Source organism: Staphylococcus sp. AS1337, assembly GCF_051408735.1.
GTDB classification, from domain to species: Bacteria; Bacillota; Bacilli; order Staphylococcales; family Staphylococcaceae; genus Staphylococcus; species Staphylococcus xylosus_B.
The window spans coordinates 46121-63651 of record NZ_JBOIHZ010000003.1; the positions used below are offsets into that span (position 1 = coordinate 46121).

At 33.5% G+C, this 17531-nt stretch carries 18 protein-coding genes; 4 read left to right on the plus strand and 14 right to left on the minus strand.

Annotated features, from left to right (window positions below; all coding sequences use genetic code 11):
* The first annotated feature begins 4 nt into the window (after window positions 1–4).
* Both ACSUE0_RS05765 and ACSUE0_RS05770 read left to right on the plus strand, forming a co-directional pair.
* On the plus strand, window positions 5–766 hold the full coding sequence (locus tag ACSUE0_RS05765; protein ID WP_436956494.1) for an ABC transporter permease: 762 nt from the start codon (window positions 5–7) through the stop codon (window positions 764–766).
* 14 nt (window positions 767–780) lie between these two features.
* Window positions 781–1830 carry an acyl-CoA/acyl-ACP dehydrogenase gene (locus ACSUE0_RS05770; RefSeq protein ID WP_119614211.1) on the plus strand — a complete coding sequence of 350 codons (1050 nt, stop codon included), beginning with the start codon at window positions 781–783 and terminating at the stop codon, window positions 1828–1830.
* A 110-nt stretch (window positions 1831–1940) separates the two neighbouring features.
* Here ACSUE0_RS05770 and ACSUE0_RS05775 read toward each other — a convergent pair whose 3' ends face one another.
* The 10 genes from ACSUE0_RS05775 to ACSUE0_RS05820 form a co-directional block, all read right to left on the minus strand.
* Window positions 1941–2699, minus strand: coding sequence for an alpha/beta hydrolase (locus ACSUE0_RS05775; RefSeq protein WP_119614210.1), 759 nt, complete (start codon window positions 2697–2699; stop codon window positions 1941–1943).
* A gap of 18 nt (window positions 2700–2717) precedes the next feature.
* Window positions 2718–3410 carry an ABC transporter permease gene (locus ACSUE0_RS05780; RefSeq protein ID WP_119614209.1) on the minus strand — a complete coding sequence of 231 codons (693 nt, stop codon included), beginning with the start codon at window positions 3408–3410 and terminating at the stop codon, window positions 2718–2720.
* On the minus strand, window positions 3410–4354 hold the full coding sequence (locus ACSUE0_RS05785; RefSeq protein WP_017722792.1) for an osmoprotectant ABC transporter substrate-binding protein: 945 nt from the start codon (window positions 4352–4354) through the stop codon (window positions 3410–3412). The genes ACSUE0_RS05780 and ACSUE0_RS05785 overlap by 1 nt, the downstream gene beginning before the upstream one ends.
* Window positions 4355–4369: 15 nt before the next feature.
* A complete protein-coding gene (locus ACSUE0_RS05790) occupies window positions 4370–5005 on the minus strand; it encodes an ABC transporter permease (protein WP_017722793.1) in 636 nt (211 codons plus the stop codon).
* Entirely contained in the window at window positions 5005–6189 is a 1185-nt protein-coding gene (locus ACSUE0_RS05795) for a betaine/proline/choline family ABC transporter ATP-binding protein (RefSeq protein WP_119614208.1), read from the minus strand. Before ACSUE0_RS05795 ends, ACSUE0_RS05790 begins: the two co-directional genes overlap by 1 nt.
* A 286-nt stretch (window positions 6190–6475) precedes the next feature.
* Window positions 6476–6949, minus strand: a complete 474-nt coding sequence (locus tag ACSUE0_RS05800; RefSeq protein ID WP_017722795.1) for a thioesterase family protein — start codon at window positions 6947–6949, stop codon at window positions 6476–6478.
* 1 nt (window position 6950) lies between these two features.
* Window positions 6951–7916, minus strand: a complete 966-nt coding sequence (locus tag ACSUE0_RS05805) for a 3-hydroxyacyl-CoA dehydrogenase NAD-binding domain-containing protein (protein WP_119614207.1) — start codon at window positions 7914–7916, stop codon at window positions 6951–6953.
* Window positions 7913–8803, minus strand: coding sequence for a 3-keto-5-aminohexanoate cleavage protein (locus ACSUE0_RS05810; protein WP_119614206.1), 891 nt, complete (start codon window positions 8801–8803; stop codon window positions 7913–7915). The genes ACSUE0_RS05805 and ACSUE0_RS05810 overlap by 4 nt, the downstream gene beginning before the upstream one ends.
* 193 nt (window positions 8804–8996) lie before the next feature.
* Window positions 8997–9545, minus strand: a complete 549-nt coding sequence (locus tag ACSUE0_RS05815; protein ID WP_436956498.1) for a TetR family transcriptional regulator — start codon at window positions 9543–9545, stop codon at window positions 8997–8999.
* Between the two features lie 257 nt (window positions 9546–9802).
* Window positions 9803–10399 carry a YdeI/OmpD-associated family protein gene (locus tag ACSUE0_RS05820; RefSeq protein ID WP_119614204.1) on the minus strand — a complete coding sequence of 199 codons (597 nt, stop codon included), beginning with the start codon at window positions 10397–10399 and terminating at the stop codon, window positions 9803–9805.
* A gap of 184 nt (window positions 10400–10583) precedes the next feature.
* Between ACSUE0_RS05820 and ACSUE0_RS05825 the strand changes: the two genes are divergently transcribed.
* On the plus strand, window positions 10584–11939 hold the full coding sequence (locus tag ACSUE0_RS05825) for an APC family permease (RefSeq protein WP_119614203.1): 1356 nt from the start codon (window positions 10584–10586) through the stop codon (window positions 11937–11939).
* Window positions 11940–12208: 269 nt separating this feature from the next.
* Window positions 12209–13579: a CitMHS family transporter gene (locus ACSUE0_RS05830; protein WP_119614202.1), complete on the plus strand. Its 1371-nt coding sequence runs from the start codon at window positions 12209–12211 to the stop codon at window positions 13577–13579.
* 105 nt (window positions 13580–13684) lie between these two features.
* Here the strand turns inward: ACSUE0_RS05830 and ACSUE0_RS05835 are convergent, their stop codons facing one another.
* The 4 genes from ACSUE0_RS05835 to ACSUE0_RS05850 form a co-directional block, all read right to left on the minus strand.
* A complete protein-coding gene (locus tag ACSUE0_RS05835; protein WP_436956501.1) occupies window positions 13685–14863 on the minus strand; it encodes an MFS transporter in 1179 nt (392 codons plus the stop codon).
* 321 nt (window positions 14864–15184) lie between these two features.
* Complete coding sequence (locus ACSUE0_RS05840; RefSeq protein WP_436956503.1) at window positions 15185–15958, minus strand: ABC transporter permease; 774 nt, start codon at window positions 15956–15958, stop codon at window positions 15185–15187.
* Window positions 15955–16605 carry an ABC transporter ATP-binding protein gene (locus ACSUE0_RS05845; protein ID WP_436956505.1) on the minus strand — a complete coding sequence of 217 codons (651 nt, stop codon included), beginning with the start codon at window positions 16603–16605 and terminating at the stop codon, window positions 15955–15957. Before ACSUE0_RS05845 ends, ACSUE0_RS05840 begins: the two co-directional genes overlap by 4 nt.
* A 103-nt stretch (window positions 16606–16708) precedes the next feature.
* Window positions 16709–17485, minus strand: a complete 777-nt coding sequence (locus tag ACSUE0_RS05850; RefSeq protein WP_119614198.1) for a CPBP family intramembrane glutamic endopeptidase — start codon at window positions 17483–17485, stop codon at window positions 16709–16711.
* Between the last annotated feature and the right edge of the window lie 46 nt (window positions 17486–17531).

A 17531-nucleotide genomic window follows, 5' to 3' on the forward strand; every position in this document is an offset into this window, starting at 1 on the left:
TGAAATGACAACTACATTAATCAAAAAATTAACATTGCCCATATTCACTTTCATCATTTTTCTATTTTTATGGCAATGTGTCATTTGGATAGGTAATTACCAACCTATTCTCTTACCAGGCCCTATTCTCGTAGCACAAAGTATATGGCAATTTATTATTTCCGAGGAAATATTTACACACTTAGGTATTAGTCTATTTCGTTTCTTTGTAGGTTTTGGAACTGCAATTTTAATAGGCGTGCCGGTTGGTTTCTTATTAGGTCGTAGTAACACACTTTTTAATGCTATAGAGCCTTTATTACAGTTGATTAGACCCATCTCACCTATTGCTTGGTCACCATTTGTAGTTTTATGGTTTGGTATTGGCAGTCTGCCAGCAATGGCTATTATATTCATTGCTGCTCTTTTCCCTATTGTCTTTAATACTATAAAAGGCATAAGAAACGTTGAACCACAATATTTGAAAATCGCAGCGAATTTAAACCTCAATGGATGGTCATTATATAGAAATATATTATTTCCAGGCGCCTTCAAGCATATTATGGCTGGTATTCATATGGCGGTTGGTACAAGTTGGATTTTCTTAGTTTCAGGCGAAATGATTGGTGCTCAATCGGGATTAGGCTTCCTAATTGTGGATGCGCGTAACATGTTAAATCTAGAAGATGTCTTATCAGCAATCTTCTTTATTGGCTTATTCGGATTCTTAATTGATCGCCTCATTAGTTACTTAGAAACAATCATTTTAAAAAGATTTGGAGAATAAAGGAGCGTATATATATGAGTTTACAAACACTTATTAAAAATGAATTAGAACCTTATTTAATAGAAATTGATGAAGGTTCACACTACCCCAGAACATTTATTCAGAATTTATTTAAAGAAGGCTATTTCAAAGAAGATGACTTAACTAACAATTTAGAAGTGGTAGAAGAAGTATCTAAATCATGCCTTACTACAGGGTTTTGTCTATGGTGTCAATTAGCATTTTCAACTTACTTGCAAAATGCTAAACAACCTCATTTTAATCAAGATTTACAACAGGCACTACTTAGTGGAAAATTATTAGGTGCAACAGGGTTATCTAATCCTATGAAATCATTTAATGATTTAGAATCATTTAATTTAAATCATTATTACAAAGAAAATCAATTATTCGTGAAAGGTAAATTACCTGCAGTGAGTAATATAGGGCCAGACCATTATTTTGGCGCTATATCAAAAGCTGAAAACGGTGACGAATTAGTAATGTTTATTGTACATGCAAACCAAGATAGCGTTACTTTAGAGGAAAAATCAAATTTCTTAGGCGTTAATGGCTCAGCTACTTTTAAAATCGAACTAAACAATGTACTTATTCCAGAGAATCAAATTATCACTCATGATGCAAAATCATTTGCTGCTGATATCCGTCCTCAATTCGTTGCACTGCAAGTACCAATAGCTTTAGGTTCTATTCGTTCTTCACTTGATTTGATACATCAATTTTCCGATGCACAAAACGGTATAAATAAGTATTTAGAATACGATATTAATGATTTCGAATTACGTTTACAACAAATCAAAACAGACTTTTATCATTTAATCCAACGCAAAACTTTACAACATGATTTTGCTGAACTCATCAACCTAAAAAAACAAGCTGGCTACTTATTATTAGAAGTGAACCAAGCTTCTATGGTGAATGGTGGATCTAGAGCTTATTCACCCAAAGCACCACAAGCACGTAAATTAAAAGAAGGTTTCTTCTTTGCTGCATTAACACCAACTTTAAGACATATAGGTAAATTGGAAGAAGAAATCAACGCTAAGAATATTACTGCAAAATAATAAATTTTTTCTTTATCGTTTATACAATTAACTTTTCAAGTCAAAAAACCTCAACCATTTTTATGATTGAGGTTTTTTATTTATGCTAAATCATTGTTTTAATTTGCTATTTATCCTATGAACCATTCAATTGCACGTTTTACTGCCTTGTCCCAATAAGCATAATCATGCTTACCAGGTCCATCTTCAAATTGGTAAGATACATTTTGTGCGTCCAAATATGCTATAAATTGTTTATTGTCTTCGTAGAGTTGATCTTCTGTTCCACACATAATAAGTAACTCTGGTATTACTTTGCTTTCAGCTATTGCTTTATCTACTAAATAATACGGATCAAGTTCTGTATCCTGTGTCATTTTATCTACACCTGCAATTGCTTGGCCTGAAAAGTCATTCCAATCAATGTCTATAAAGGTTTGTGCATTAAATACAGATGATAATGGGCAAGCTTTAGCAAAACGATGGCCTTGTGTTAAGGCATATTTTATCGTTCCATATCCTCCCATAGAATGGCCTGCAATAAAGTTATCCTCTCTCTTCTGTGATAACGGTAAGATTTGATGTGCATAATCTAATACTTCTAATACATAGTCAAAGTATTTATGACCAAATTTCATATTACTATAACCACTATGGTCAGCATTAGGCATAATAACTGCAATTTGATGGTCATTTGCATAACGTTCAATACTTGTATAGCGCATATAAGATGTTTCATCACTTGATAAGCCGTGTAACAATAACATTGTCTTTAATTGTTTAGGCTCTATCTTCGTATTAAAATAACTAACATCTTCAGGTAAAATTGCTATAAATTGGTGGTTCATACCAATGGTTTTGGATTTGTAATTTATCGTTAACAACGCCATATCATTTCACTACTTTCATTACTGATTAATACCCTGAGGTCTATGCTTTTGTTTCTTTTGTGTTTTAGTCGTAGGGTCTAATCGTTTTTCTAATAATCTTAATACAACATCTATTAAAATTGCAATTAATGCAATAGGTATAGCGCCAGCTAAAATAAATGTTGTGCCATCTGTAGCATTTGTTCCACGGATTACAATATCACCTAAGGTCGGTGCGCCAATAAATGACCCCACAGCGACAACTCCAATAGCTACAACAAGCGCAATTCTTAGTCCGCCTAAGATAACAGATAAAGCTAATGGTAACTCTATCATGCGTAAGACTTGGTTACGTGTCATGCCCATACCTTTACCGGCATCTTTAATATTTTCATCTACGCCCACGATACCTGTAAAAGTATTTTTAATAATCGGTAATAAAGCGTATAAGAATACCGTTACTACTACTGTCGTTGGTCCTAGGCCCATAACTAACATCAAAATAGCAAGCATTGCTATAACAGGTACAGTTTGTATAATATTCGCAATCGTAATAATCGTCCATGATAGTTTCTTATATCTAGCTATAATAATACCAAGCGGAATACCCACAATTGCTGCAAATAACACGCCATACACAGACATAAGTAAATGCTTAATAAATAAATCCCAAAGGTAGCCAAAGTTTACTGAATAATATTCGACTAATTGCTGTAATAAATTACCCTCCATTAGTTTTGACCACCCTTCTTATCATTTTCAAAATAGTTATGTTTTTTCAAGAAGTTTTCTGCAACAACTGCCGGCTCTTTGCCTTTACCATCAGCTTGATAATTAAGCTCTTGCATTTCACTTGTTGAAATCTTCTTCTCTAACTTATTAATAATCGGTTTTAATTCAGGATATTTATCTAATAATTCATTTGTTGCTACCGAACTAGCTGCATAAGGTGGGAAAAAGCGTCTATCATCTTTCAACACTTTTAAATCATATGCCGCAATTCTCCCATCTGTTGAATACCCTACTGCTACATCGAGATTTTTAGAATTTAATGCATCATATACTAAACCAATTTGCATCGGTCTAACTGTATTAAATTTAAATCCATATTCTTTCGTAAAACCTGGATAACCATCACCTTCACGATTTAACCATGAACTATCGACACCTAGTTTTAATTCATCACTATGTGCTTTCAAATCAGACACTGTTTCCAAATTATATTTTTTAGCTGTTTCTTTTGTAACCATAAACGCATATGTATTTGCAAAACCATATGAATTAAAGAACGTTTGATTAAATTTCTTTTGGAAACCTTCTTGGGTAGCTTTCATTGCTTTTTCGGGATCTTTAATAGGATCTTCATTTAATGCACCTGTTAAGTCTGTACCATTGTAACGAGCACCAGACATATTTGCATCACCATTTACAAGAGCGTTGTGCTGGATTGTACTCGATCCTAAGTTATTTATTAATGTTGGTTTAATCTTTCCATCTGTATCATGTTCTATTAAAAGTCTCAACATATGAGACATAATTTGTGATTCACTCGTCGCAAGCGCTGTAATCTTGACTTCGTTGTCTGAGCTATTTCCACCTAAACCGGGTAAACTACATCCAGATAACACCGTCAGACACAGTACAAGTGCGATACAATACTGTTTCAATCGTTTCATAATGTCCTCCTTAATTTATCTGGATACTTTTAATCCTTTTGGCACTGCCCATTTTTCAACTAATGATAGTAATAGATCTACAATTAATGCTAATGCTGTGACAAGCACTGCAGCACTTACAATCATCAATGGATCGTATAAGTTTAATCCATTAAATACAAAGTCACCTAAACCGCCGGCACCGACATAACTCGCAAGTGTAGCCCAGCTGATTACATAAACTGATGATAATCGAATACCACCTAAAATCAACGGTAAGGCTAATGGCAATTCCACATCTTTCATTAATTGAAAACGAGTCATACCCATGCTTATTGCCGCTTCTTTAATATTACTATCGATATTTTTAACACCTAAAACAGTATTATTTAATATTGGTAAAAGTACATAGATAAATAAAGCTATGATTGCTGGTAATTTTCCCACGCCAAAAATTGGTATCATGACCGCAAGTACAGCTAATGTAGGAATCGTTTGTAATACACCAGCAACTGTAAGCACAATGTTTGAAGTTCTTTTCATCTTGGATAGAATTATTCCTAAAGGCACAGCTACTACAATGGCGATTAGCAAAGCGATCATTGAGATATAAAAGTGTTCTACTGTTTTAGAAATCAGTTGACCACCATATTGCTCTATGAATTGTTTCATTATATATCAGCTCCTACATTATCGGGCTCTACAATTGCAGCTTCAGTAGCGCTAACATCCTCATCTAATTCTCCCCAAATACTGTCATAAACGATATCTACTAAGTTGGCTCTCGTAACTAATCCAATCAATGTTTTACCATCACTATCCACTACTGGTACATTTCTTACATTTCTCTTAAGGATTGTACGAACAGAGTCTTGTAATTTACTGTCTATTCTCACTCTATAAATATCACGTTGCATCATATCAATAAGATCCTTACGCGTTCTTAAACCTTGATTGATATCTTCAATATCTAAGTAACCTAATAATCTGCTATTGTTACCTACTACAAAAATAGTATCGACACGACGTGCCCTCATAATTTCTACTGCTTCATTTAATGTACTATCTGCATGTACTGTAACTGGTTTAATCATCGCATCTTTAACCGTACGCATGTTAGGTCTATCTTGTATCAATCTGTTTTGACCAATAAAGTCACGTACAAAGTCGTTTGCTGGATGACGTAAAATATTGTCAGGTGTGTCATATTGAACCACTTGACCTTCTGACATAATACAAATTTTGTCGGCTAGCTTGATAGCCTCATCCATATCATGAGTGACAAATATAAATGTTTTACCTAGTTTTTGTTGTAACTCTTTAACTAAATCTTGTAGCGTGTCTCTAGTAATTGGATCCAATGCCCCAAAAGGCTCGTCCATCAAAATAACATCTTGTTCAGCCGCCAATGCTCTAACAACACCAATACGTTGTTGTTGACCACCAGAAAGTTGTGATGGATATCTATCTAAAAATTCTTCAGGTAAGTCGACTAATTTAATTAATTCTTTTGCTTTTTTTTCTTTCTTTTCTTGTGACCATTTCAATAACTTAGGTACTAAAACAATATTTTCCCTAATAGTCATATGTGGCATTAATCCAATTTGTTGTATAACGTAACCAATTTTTCTACGCAATTCCACTGGATTCATCTTACGGACGTCTTTACCATTAATTGTAATTTGGCCCTCAGTTGCTTCTATCATCCTATTTATCATTCTTAAGGCAGTTGTCTTACCACTACCACTCGTACCAATAAATGCTATAAATTCACCAGATTCAACCTCTAATGAAATGTTATCCACAGCTTTTTTACCGCCGCCATAGACTTTAGATAAGTTTTTAATACTTAACATGGGTCAATTCCTTTCTATGTACATATTCAATTTCAACTATTTCCTAATAAATTTAGGGCTACCTGTGGATGTTATACAAATCCTAAAATAAGTAAAAACATGAGCACATATAGCCCTAATTTATTCATGTTTCGCTAAATACAACTAAATAAATAGCCGTTTTTGCTTAGATATTTTATCAACCTATATATAACAAGATACATCAATTAATAAAATTAAACAATTTATAATAGTGAACTTTGTTTCCCAACACATTCAAAAAACCTTTTATTCAATAGCTTAAAATTTATTTTCGTTTGATTCCAATATGATGCCCAAGTTCTTCAGGTTGATGTTGAATCAATGCACTATCTGCATAAAATTCAACTGATTTTCTAATAGTTTCTGGAAATGGCTTCGGTTTATTAGATTCAGTATCCATCCCCATTAGCATCACTTCATATGTCGCACATCTGTCATTTTGCCCATTTTTTAATGTCATAAATACGTGTAAACGCTTCGCATCAAAATCAAACAATTCTACTGTGACAGTGATGGGCTCATTTACTTTTATTTCTTTTAAATACATCACGTGATTTTCAAGTGTGAATATTGTATATTTCAATTGTTCAATCGCTTGTAGATCTAACCCCAAAGTAGCTAACCAAGCGTCTGTTGTATCGCTGAATACTCGATTATACTCAGCATCATTCATATGACCATTATGATCTACCCAAATTTGTTTTACTGTTGTCGTATATTCAAAAAGTGATTGAGTCATATTAATACACCGACTGATTATTTCTTTTTTTCATTGAAGGTGACTCTTCTGGCCAATATGTTTCTGCAAGTTGTTTCACTTTAACTAAAAATTCATTGCGTTTTTGGTCAAGTTCTGACATTGTTTGTCCTTGTGATGAAGATTCACATCCATTGACGACCTCATCATAAAGTTCTTGTGTTAATTCAGGAGCTAATAACTTAGTCCAAGGTTTTTTCAATGCAGGGCCAAATTGTTTTAACATATGACGCATACCTCCCTCACCACCAGCTAAATGGAATGTCATAAACGGACCATATTGTGCATAACGCAATCCAGCTGCGTGGGTAAATGCTTTATCTACTTCTTCTGTAGTAGCGATGCCATCATTGACTATATGCAATGCTTCTCTCCATAAAGCCTCCATTAGTCTGTCAGCTACATGTCCTTCAATTTCATGTCTCACATGTAGTACATCCATACCGATACTTTCGTAAATTGTTTCAGCTTTTACAGTTGTTTCTTCTGTAGTTAATTTACCAGGAACAATTTCAACTAATGGTAAAATATATACAGGATGGAATGGATGCGCTACCACTAGTCTTTCTGGATGTTGTAAATTCTTTTGTAATTCTGAAGGCATAATACCCGATGTACTAGAACCTATTATAGCATCAGGTTTTGCATAGAAATCTATCTCAGTTAATACTTGATCCTTTAATGATTCAATTTCCGGCACATTTTCTTGAATGTGATCTGCATCTTTAACTGCTTCTTCTAAATGAGGAGTGAACGTTAAATTTTCTAAAGATGCATTTTCTGCTAAGCCAAGTTGTTCAGCATATGGCCAATTTTGTTTTACTTGTTTCAACATACTTTCAAATGCATTTTCACTCGGATCAGTCGCGATGACTTCATGTCCATGTGCTAATATTCTTGTAATCCAACCACTACCAATTACACCTGTACCTACAACTGCAAACTTCATTTTGTACCTCCTTGTGGCGCTCTAAGCTGATACTTTTCACGCGCCTCTGCCGGTGTCATCGGCTCAATATCTAAACCATTTAGTATTTCTACTGCTTTTTCAACAAGTTGCTCGTTAGAAGCTTTTACACCTTTTGCTAAATATAAATTGTCCTCTAAACCAACACGAACATTACCACCACGTTTTGCTGCTTCCTCTACTGTTGGAAATTGCATTCTTCCAATACCAAATGCTGACCAATCTGCATTTTCAGGTATACGTGTTTTAAAATATTCGATGGTTTCTGGATCATTTTCAGCGCCCCATGGAATACCTAAACAGAATTGGAATAGCGGCGTCCCTTCAATAAATCCTTCATTTATCAATTGTTTTGCAAAAGAAATATGACCACTATCAAAACACTCTAATTCTGGTTTAACACCTGCATCCTTAACCAATTGCGCTTGTTTTCTCAACCAATCTGCAGGACTTAAATAAATAGCGTCACCCATATTGACACTACCACAATCTAATGTACACATTTCAGGTAATAATGTGCCAACTGGTTCATGTCTCTCATCAGGGGTTTGCATATCAGATCCTTTCTCTGCTTTATATGGATCTTCGAGGCTTGGAATGAAATCTCCGCCTCCACCTGACGTAATATTAATAATTATATCTTCATCTGCTTCTCTAATTAGTCTTACTGCTTCCCTAAAAAACTCCACATCATGACTAATCCCCCCTGTTTTTGGGTCTCTCGCATGAATATGTGCTACAGTAGCACCAGCCTTCGCACATTTAATTGCAGAATCAGCAATTTCTTGTGGCGTCACAGGGACATGCTTATTTTTATCTACAGTATCTCCAGCACCTGTCAATGCTGCTGTTAGCATAACTTTTTTCATTGATATAAACCTCCAAGAGCGTTTTTAATACATCGGTTAGTGTACCAACTGGACGGTTTAGTTTCAAGCCCTTGAAAATTTTTAAAAAGGAATAATCAACTTTAAATTGTCGATTATTCCTTTAGTAACAGTACTTAACGTAGTTTATTCATTTTATTATTTTTTTATAAATTACATAGACTCAAAGAATAATTTAGTCGTTTTTATCAATTTGAGTATATTCCGTCAATCTATCCAAGACTTTTTCTCTCATCGATTCATCTAAATTATCTAAACCGAAAATTTCTGACAACCACAATCCATCAACTGCCAACCTAATTATAGTTGCGTCTACTTTATCTAGACCATCATTTTCAATATTCTGTTGCCACTCTTTGTATGTGTCTTGTAATGGTAATAGTAAATTACTGTTTATGCCTTGAGCAGCAAGCATACCAGATGTAATCGAACCGTTTTCAGCACGATGTTCACGAGTTGCTTCAATAAAGGCACGAACCCATTTACCGTTCCCATTATTATCTTTTTCTACATGTTCATTAACATTATTGCGATATAGTTCATCTGCATGGTCAACGAGTCCTTGTATTAACGCAAATTTGTTTTGAAAATGATACAATAAGCCACCTTTACTAACACCTGCTTTTTTAGCTACCGCATCTAAAGTTAAATATTCACTACCTTGTTCATCAACGATAGTTGCAGCTGCCTGTAATAATTGTATCCGTTTGGAAACTCTTGGCATTCATACACCTTCTTTCTCAATGTACTATCTGACCTGTTGTCGTGTAGTATTTTATATTCGAGCAAACTATATACGATAAATGAAAAAGTTGCAACTCTATCTTTCTATAACTTCCAAATTAAAGACATAAGTATATTATCATATTTGCTAAAATAATTTATTACATATACGCTGCTATGACATATGTCACTATAAGGATAATTAAAGGCCGAGACATTAAATTTAAGCCCCGACCTTAGCACTATACACTTTGAGAATTATTTATCATTCATGCCTTTACCATTTAAAATATGATCTATATATTTCAGCACGCGATTCTCACGTGTTGAAGCTCTTTTAGCCTGGCCTATATAGTACATATATTGTCTTTGTCTACCAGGAGTTAATTGATTAAATGCTTTTTCCAGTTTTGGTATTTCATCTAATTTCTCTTGTAATTCTACTGGCATTTCGTAATCTTCTGTTTCTTTCATAGGTACTTTTTTGCCTGATTTTTCAATTCTTATGGCTTCTTCAATATACCATTTAATTTCTTCTCTACGTCTTTCTATTTCTTCTAAACTTTCAAAACGTAATTGTCTAGCTGCTTGTACATTTTTAGTTTGTTGGATCAACGTTTGATAAGGATCTTCCATAATAGCACCTTTTTCAAATAACAGTGCACAATAGTGCTTAAAGTCTTGTACAATCACTACGTTTTTATTTTCTAATGTATAACAAGGATGCATCCATTTATAATTTTCAACTAATTCAGTTTCTGTAATAATTTCACGCATCAATTTAAATTCATCTTGCCACTGTTTTAATTTATCAATAAATGCATCTACTTTTATATGATTTTGTTGATTTGTCATAACAATTGCACCTCATTATATTTTTAATTTATTTTCATTCTACTATAAGACACTCTATTTTTGCTATCATGAACCATTTCATCCTTAAACCAAGTTTTCCGATTGATGTACTATGAATTGAATACGAATTGTGTTATGATTTTTTTATTAATTTTACAACTACATAATATATAGAGGTGATTGAATGCAACAAGCAACAAATTTAAAAAAAGTATTAGGTCTTACAGATGTTTTGGGAATTGCGATTGGTCAAATTATCGGAGCTGGTGTCATGTCATTAACTGGTATTGGTATACAGATGACAGGTAGTGGTATAACACCAGCATTCATTTTATCTGCTGTTATAACGTTACTGACCATGTTTCCAATAGCAATATTAGGTTCAACGTTACCTACTACTGGAGGTATGTACCAATATACTAGTCGTTTATTGTCCCCCAAAACAGGTATATTTTGGCTTATGTTGTTTATGTTTTTACAAATTACCTTGTCCTTATATGCGCTGTCGTTTGCGCAATATTTAGAAGGGCTTTTTCCTGGTGTACCCGTTAGAACTGTCGCCTTCTTATTGTTAACTATTTTATTTATCGTGAATATCGTTGGCATAAAGTCTGCATCAATTATAGGAAATTTGATGGTGATCACTTTAATTGTAGCTCTATCTTGTTTCATCATCTTCGGTATATCGCATGTTAATTTTGGCGTATTTAATCCAAGCTCAATGTTCCCAGATGGATTTACAGGATTCTTCACTGCAGTCGGTTTAGTTTCTTTTGCTACTGGTGGCGCGCAAGTTGTTGCTGAATTAGGTGGAGAAATGAAAAACCCAAAAAGGGATATACCAATTGTTATAATTGTAGCTACTATTTTTGTTGGTGTATTATATGCCTTTATTGCATCAATTGCAGTTGGCATTTTACCGATCCCCGAAGTAGCAGGCAAACCTTTAACAAGCGTAGCAAAAGAAATACTACCTACCCCCATTTTTATTTTCTTTATGATTGGAGGGGCAATGTTTGCTTTAGCTACAACACTTAACTCAACTTTTACATGGGTAACTAAAAGTTTATTAATTGCAATTCATGATGGTTATTTGCCCAAAGCCTTAGGGCACGTAAACAAGCGATTTGGCACACCACATTGGTTACTGCTTATTTTTTATATTATTGGTGCACTACCTATCGTTACGGGGATGTCACTAAATGTTGTTGCTCAATTAGGTACAGGCATATCATTAATAGTATTTGCATTTCCTGCATTAGCAGTAACACAATTACCTAAAAAATATCCTGAAGCCTATAAACAATCACCTTTTAAAGTGCCCTACCCTGTAATAATCGTTATAGCAATTACTGCTATAATTGTTTTACTATATCAGTCTTATTTATTAATATCTGACTTGAAAGTTGGTTATATGATAGGTACTTTAATATATATTTTACTTTCAGCTGCTATAGCGCAAGTTTCAAATACTAAAGCTAATTTAAATATAGATGATATACGCTTAAATTCAACTCAACTTTCAGAAAAAACAAATTAACGAATTATCTTTAACAGGAAGCAAGTTAGAACTCATATTATTCTATTATGATTTCTAACCTGCTTCTTTTTCTATATTATACATTTAAAAAATATAATTCCTGTCAGTACATTTGTTTTACTTATTATTTAATATAAGTAAATTAATATGAAATAAGACAAGAATAATCACTTAACAATATTCAATTTTGTTACAATTATCTATAATCATTACAATTTAATCAGATGATGATCGTTTTTGTAAGCGCTTTAACTTAAGGGGGAAGTAAAATGCAACAAGAAAGTATTTGGTTAACGATTGTAGGCCTAGTGATTATTATTTCCATTGTAGGCTTATTAATTGCGCAACGTATTAGCCCAGTAGTTGGTATGATTTTAATACCGAGTATTGGCGCATTACTTTTAGGTTACAATGTTGGGGATTTAGTGAAATTTTTCAATAGTGGATTGGATCAAGTTATAAACGTTGTTATTATGTTTATTTTCGCTATTATATTCTTTGGTATTATGAGTGACAGCGGTATGTTCAAGCCACTTGTAAAAAGGTTGATATTACTCACTAGAGGTAATGTCATAGTAGTCTGTATCGTTACTGCATTAATAGGTATCTTCGCACAACTTGATGGTGCTGGAGCAACAACTTTTTTATTATCTATTCCTGCATTATTACCACTTTATAAAGCATTAAATATGAATCGCTATTTATTACTACTATTATTAGCACTAAGTGCAGCTATAATGAATATGGTTCCTTGGGGAGGACCAATGGCTCGTACAGCTTCAGTATTAAATGTCAAAAATGTTAACGAACTATGGTATGGCGTAATTCCTGTTCAGTTAATCGGATTTGCACTTGTATTATTATTCTCAGTATATTTAGGCATTAGAGAAAAATCACGTATCAGTAAAAAGATTAATAATGGAGAAGTACCTGATACGCAACATCTAGATATTCATAAAATTGTAGATAATTATGAAAAAGATCAAGCTGTAAAGTTCCCAGTACGTGGTACTGCAGTTGATAAACCTTGGATTATATGGGTAAATGGAATACTAACGATTATTGTAATCGTTATGATGTTAGCTAATATCGCACCACCAGAGTTTGCTTTCTTGATTGGCGTTGCAATCGCATTGGTAATTAATTTTCCAAATGTAGATGAGCAAATGAGCCGCTTAAAAGCACATGCACCTAATGCATTAATGATGGCTGCCGTAATTATAGCAGCAGGTATGTTCTTAGGTGTATTAAATGAAACAGGTATGTTAGAAGCTATTGCTGTCAACTTCATAACAATTATTCCAGACGCAGTCGGACCATACTTACATATCATCGTGGGCATCTTTGGTGTTCCACTTGATTTACTTACGAGTACGGATGCTTATTATTTTGCCGTGCTTCCAATCGTAGAACAAACCGCGAGTCAATTTGGTGTTCCTTCGATTTCTACAGCATATGCAATGCTAATTGGTAATATTATTGGAACCTTTGTCAGTCCATTCTCGCCGGCCTTATGGTTAGCAATTGGTCTTGCAGAGGCAAATATGGGAACATATATAAAATATGCCTTTTTCTGGATATGGGGATTTGCTATTATCATGTTGATTATCGCTGTATTAATCGGTGTAGTAGCAGTCTAAATTACTTATATAAATTTTAACTTTCAAACTTAAAATGGGGACAACTATCTGACACTAAGCTTTAGTTAGTATTTCGGATAGTTGTCCCATTATTATATATAAACTTTACACCTGAGTTTTATTAAATTTCGCGACATTTTTTAAACTAATGATTAATATAAATGCTAATAAGGCAATCGCCGCACTAAAATACGTTGTTGCAAAAACATCTACTTTTGAAACAACTAAGCCACCTACTATGCCACCTATACCAATTCCTGCGTTTAAACTAGACATGTTCCAACTCATAACTTGGCTCGTATCACCTTCTACATGTTCAATGATACCACTTTGTACAGCTGGATTTGTACTCCACTGCATGATATTCCATATAAAGATAACCATCAATAATAAACCTGTGCCCGGTAAGAAGACATTTAAGATTAACATCATAATGATAAAAATGGTTGTCGCAATCGTTAACCAACGTTTACTTGTGAGTTTATCTGATAAGAATCCACCCATTGAGGTACCTATTACACCTGCTACACCATTAATCAATAATGCGATAGACACAAATGATAAATCATGGCCACTTTTCAGCATCAATGGATTAATATAAATAAATGTCACTGAATTGGCAACGAGTAGTAAAAACGTTATACTCAAATATTTTACAATTTCTGCCGGTCTTAATATTTTAGAATAACTACTTGTACGTTGCGTTGTTTCTGTACCTGTTTTAGGCGTTTCAAATTGTGGCTGTGGTACATAAAAGTACATTAGTATACCAACTAGCACGCTGACTGCGACGATAAATAAGAATGTATATCTCCACCCTACTAAGTCACCTATAATTGTCCCAATAGGTACACCAAACACATTAGCACCACTAAATCCTGAATATACAATACCAATCATTTTCCCACGGTGTTGCGGAGCTGTTAATAAGGCCGTTAATGCTAATATTTTAACCACGATTAACGCTGCCGCAGCAGATGATAATATACGTCCAAACACCAAGATTGAAAAATTAGGCGCCATAGCAATAATTATATTCCCTATAATAAAAATTGCTAACGCCCATAATAATACTGGTCTCGGTGAAAAGCGATTAGTTAATTTCACTAATATTGGACCAGCTATAGCAAATGTGATTGCATATAAAGTCACTAACTGGCCCACTACCGCTTCTGAGACATGTAAATCATTACTCATTAAATTCATAATCCCAGCAACCATCATTTCAACCATACCTACTATAAATATACTTAAAATGAATGTTGCGATTCTCATAACTGACATAGATTCACTCCTCCCTTTTATAAGTTTTTATTTTTACATAACCATTATATTATAAACCATTCGTCAACTCGTTTGAATATTTTAAAATAATAATGATTATCCATATCTAGTAAGGAGTTAAGTTATCCACTCATCTTTGGATTGTTAAATTTAAGCAGTATATAAAGAAACGCTAAAAAAACCAACAAACACTTAGCTTTGTTGGTTTTTCGTTTCAACTATAAATATGATAAATGAACCTTTAATTTGCATATACTATTTTACTCTTGTGAGGAGCAATTTTAATCATAATCAAATACGCTATCATAAAACTGTTGTATATTATCTTTCTTCCGTATGCATATGGCGTCCAATCAGTTGATCTCGATGATTAAAGAATTGTTTATAGCTTAGGTAAGTCGCAATTAAAGCTGACATAATTGTCGCAGTTGTATGGATAAATACAACCATCAACTGAAACTTCACTGCTTCTAAAGGTGCAACACCACCTAGTATCAGCCCCGTCATCATACCAGGTATAGAGACAATACCATATGTTTTGACAGAATCAATCGTAGGTACAATTGCTGTTTTAATACTGTTTCTAATCGTTGCCTTAGATGATAACTTAGGATTCGCACCTAAAGCTAATTTAGCTTCTATTTGACTCATTTCTTTTACAAATTCTTTATCTAAATTTTGATAGGCTAAATTGATGGCTATCAGACCATTACTTCCCAACATACCTGCTATCGGTATAACTTCATTCGGTTTAAACTGTATCGCACCAGTTAAGATAACGCCAACTAATGGCAAGGCAACACCAACGAATATAGATATAAATGAAATCCAAAACACATGATGCATGACTGGCGAAGCCCTACTTATTGTATTCCAAGAAGCGTTTATAATAATTATTAATACAAATGTAAGCAGTAACCACTTTTGGTTTACTCCAAAAATAAAATGTAAGAGATACCCCAATATAACGAGTTGGACCACTGCACGTAATGTAGCAATTAATAAATCTTTAATTATATGTAATTTTTCTTTATAAGAGACGATAATAGGAAATAACAATAGAAGGCCGGTTAATGCTAACGCAGTTGTACTCATGATAAATCATCCTCCTGTTCAATTCGACCTTCAACGACTTTAATTCTTTTCTTAAAGTGCCTACTACTTTGTTCATTACTATGAGTAATCCATAAAATAGAGACACCTTCTTTGGCCATATTAAAAATTAGCTTTTCAATTTTTTCACTATTTTGCCCGTCTAGTGCACTAGTCGCCTCATCTAATAATAGCATCTGTGGTTTGTACATTAACTGCCTTGCTATGGTTATTCTCTGTCTTTCACCACCGGATAAATGATCTATTCTTGTATTGAAATTGTAATGACCCAAACCAACGGACTTCAATAAATATTTTGCTCTTTTGCGGTCAAATTTATCATTACGCACTTTTGCTGGAAAAGCTAAATTCTCTCCTATAGTTCTATCAAACAAGTCACTCTCTTGTAATAGATAACTAATTTTCATACGCAATGCTTCTGGATCAATCTGCTCGTAAGGCTTACCATTTAAATATATTTCACCTTTTGTCGGACTAATTAAATTATTAATCAATCGCATTAATGTACTTTTCCCGCTTCCTGAAGGTCCTACAATCGCAATAGTATCCCCTTGCTCAATTTTCAAAGAAATATTGTTGATGATGTCACGGTTATCAACACGATATGAAACATTTTTCAGTTCTAACATGCTTCGCCCTCCCTAATATTTGCTTTACTAATCATTATTCCCTAACACATGATGTAAATAACCAGTTTCTAGAAAATATAACTTAACAATACTTTATTAAAAGTTATTTTAAAATAACAATCGTTATAAATGATATGAAATTATTTAAACTATGCAATATGATAGAAACAGCTAAATTCATACCACTTTTTAGATAAACAAAAGCTAAACTTGCACCGATTATAATATAACTTCCTATTTCAAAAGGCGACGTGGCACCTAGAACATGCACACTCGCGAAAAGAATCACTGACAGAACTGTAGCAAAACCATAGGTGATTTTTTTACCTAATTCATGAATAATTAAGTGCCTAAATAATAATTCTTCAATAAAAGAGGTTAAAATGACGATATCTATAAACAGCAATGGTAACATCCAATTATTATCAAACAGTTCTTCTAGTAACATTTGATTCTGAGTTTCTCCATATTGAAGAGATTCAGGCAAAAAATCTGTGATCCATTCGTATCCAGTAATCAATACTAGTGAAACCATATAAGTCAGTAAAATTATTAATAAATATTTTTGACCTTTCTTAAAACGGTCTATCGCAATCGGTATTAATCGATGGTTCTTATGTATTAAATAAAAACTTAGCAGAATAATAATTTCAGAGATTATTGTACTTATAATCTTATAATCATTGCCTACTACTTCATTTTTAATATTAAATAAAAAGAAAACTCCAAATATTACAGCTACGACAATTAAAGGTACAGCTTGATTGAATAGTATATAAAAAGGTATAAGCCAGAAATCTCTTTTCACAATACGCTTACTTTGCCATATGTTTTGTTCTTGAAATTGTTTCGTTCTTCTCAACGTTGATTCTTCATCCATAAGACACCTTCCTTTATATTTATGTATTGTAAATATATCATGATTC

Excerpts from the sequence above, each read along its gene's own strand:
- ACSUE0_RS05765 (WP_436956494.1), top strand. The coding sequence starts at position 5 with ATGACAACTACATTAATCAAAAAATTAACATTGCCCATATTCACTTTC.
- ACSUE0_RS05770 (WP_119614211.1), top strand. The coding sequence starts at position 781 with ATGAGTTTACAAACACTTATTAAAAATGAATTAGAACCTTATTTAATA.
- ACSUE0_RS05775 (WP_119614210.1), bottom strand. The coding sequence starts at position 2,699 with ATGGCGTTGTTAACGATAAATTACAAATCCAAAACCATTGGTATGAAC.
- ACSUE0_RS05780 (WP_119614209.1), bottom strand. The coding sequence starts at position 3,410 with ATGGAGGGTAATTTATTACAGCAATTAGTCGAATATTATTCAGTAAAC.
- ACSUE0_RS05785 (WP_017722792.1), bottom strand. The coding sequence starts at position 4,354 with ATGAAACGATTGAAACAGTATTGTATCGCACTTGTACTGTGTCTGACG.
- ACSUE0_RS05790 (WP_017722793.1), bottom strand. The coding sequence starts at position 5,005 with ATGAAACAATTCATAGAGCAATATGGTGGTCAACTGATTTCTAAAACA.
- ACSUE0_RS05795 (WP_119614208.1), bottom strand. The coding sequence starts at position 6,189 with ATGTTAAGTATTAAAAACTTATCTAAAGTCTATGGCGGCGGTAAAAAA.
- ACSUE0_RS05800 (WP_017722795.1), bottom strand. The coding sequence starts at position 6,949 with ATGACTCAATCACTTTTTGAATATACGACAACAGTAAAACAAATTTGG.
- ACSUE0_RS05805 (WP_119614207.1), bottom strand. The coding sequence starts at position 7,916 with ATGAAGTTTGCAGTTGTAGGTACAGGTGTAATTGGTAGTGGTTGGATT.
- ACSUE0_RS05810 (WP_119614206.1), bottom strand. The coding sequence starts at position 8,803 with ATGAAAAAAGTTATGCTAACAGCAGCATTGACAGGTGCTGGAGATACT.
- ACSUE0_RS05815 (WP_436956498.1), bottom strand. The coding sequence starts at position 9,545 with ATGCCAAGAGTTTCCAAACGGATACAATTATTACAGGCAGCTGCAACT.
- ACSUE0_RS05820 (WP_119614204.1), bottom strand. The coding sequence starts at position 10,399 with ATGACAAATCAACAAAATCATATAAAAGTAGATGCATTTATTGATAAA.
- ACSUE0_RS05825 (WP_119614203.1), top strand. The coding sequence starts at position 10,584 with ATGCAACAAGCAACAAATTTAAAAAAAGTATTAGGTCTTACAGATGTT.
- ACSUE0_RS05830 (WP_119614202.1), top strand. The coding sequence starts at position 12,209 with ATGCAACAAGAAAGTATTTGGTTAACGATTGTAGGCCTAGTGATTATT.
- ACSUE0_RS05835 (WP_436956501.1), bottom strand. The coding sequence starts at position 14,863 with ATGTCAGTTATGAGAATCGCAACATTCATTTTAAGTATATTTATAGTA.
- ACSUE0_RS05840 (WP_436956503.1), bottom strand. The coding sequence starts at position 15,958 with ATGAGTACAACTGCGTTAGCATTAACCGGCCTTCTATTGTTATTTCCT.
- ACSUE0_RS05845 (WP_436956505.1), bottom strand. The coding sequence starts at position 16,605 with ATGTTAGAACTGAAAAATGTTTCATATCGTGTTGATAACCGTGACATC.
- ACSUE0_RS05850 (WP_119614198.1), bottom strand. The coding sequence starts at position 17,485 with ATGGATGAAGAATCAACGTTGAGAAGAACGAAACAATTTCAAGAACAA.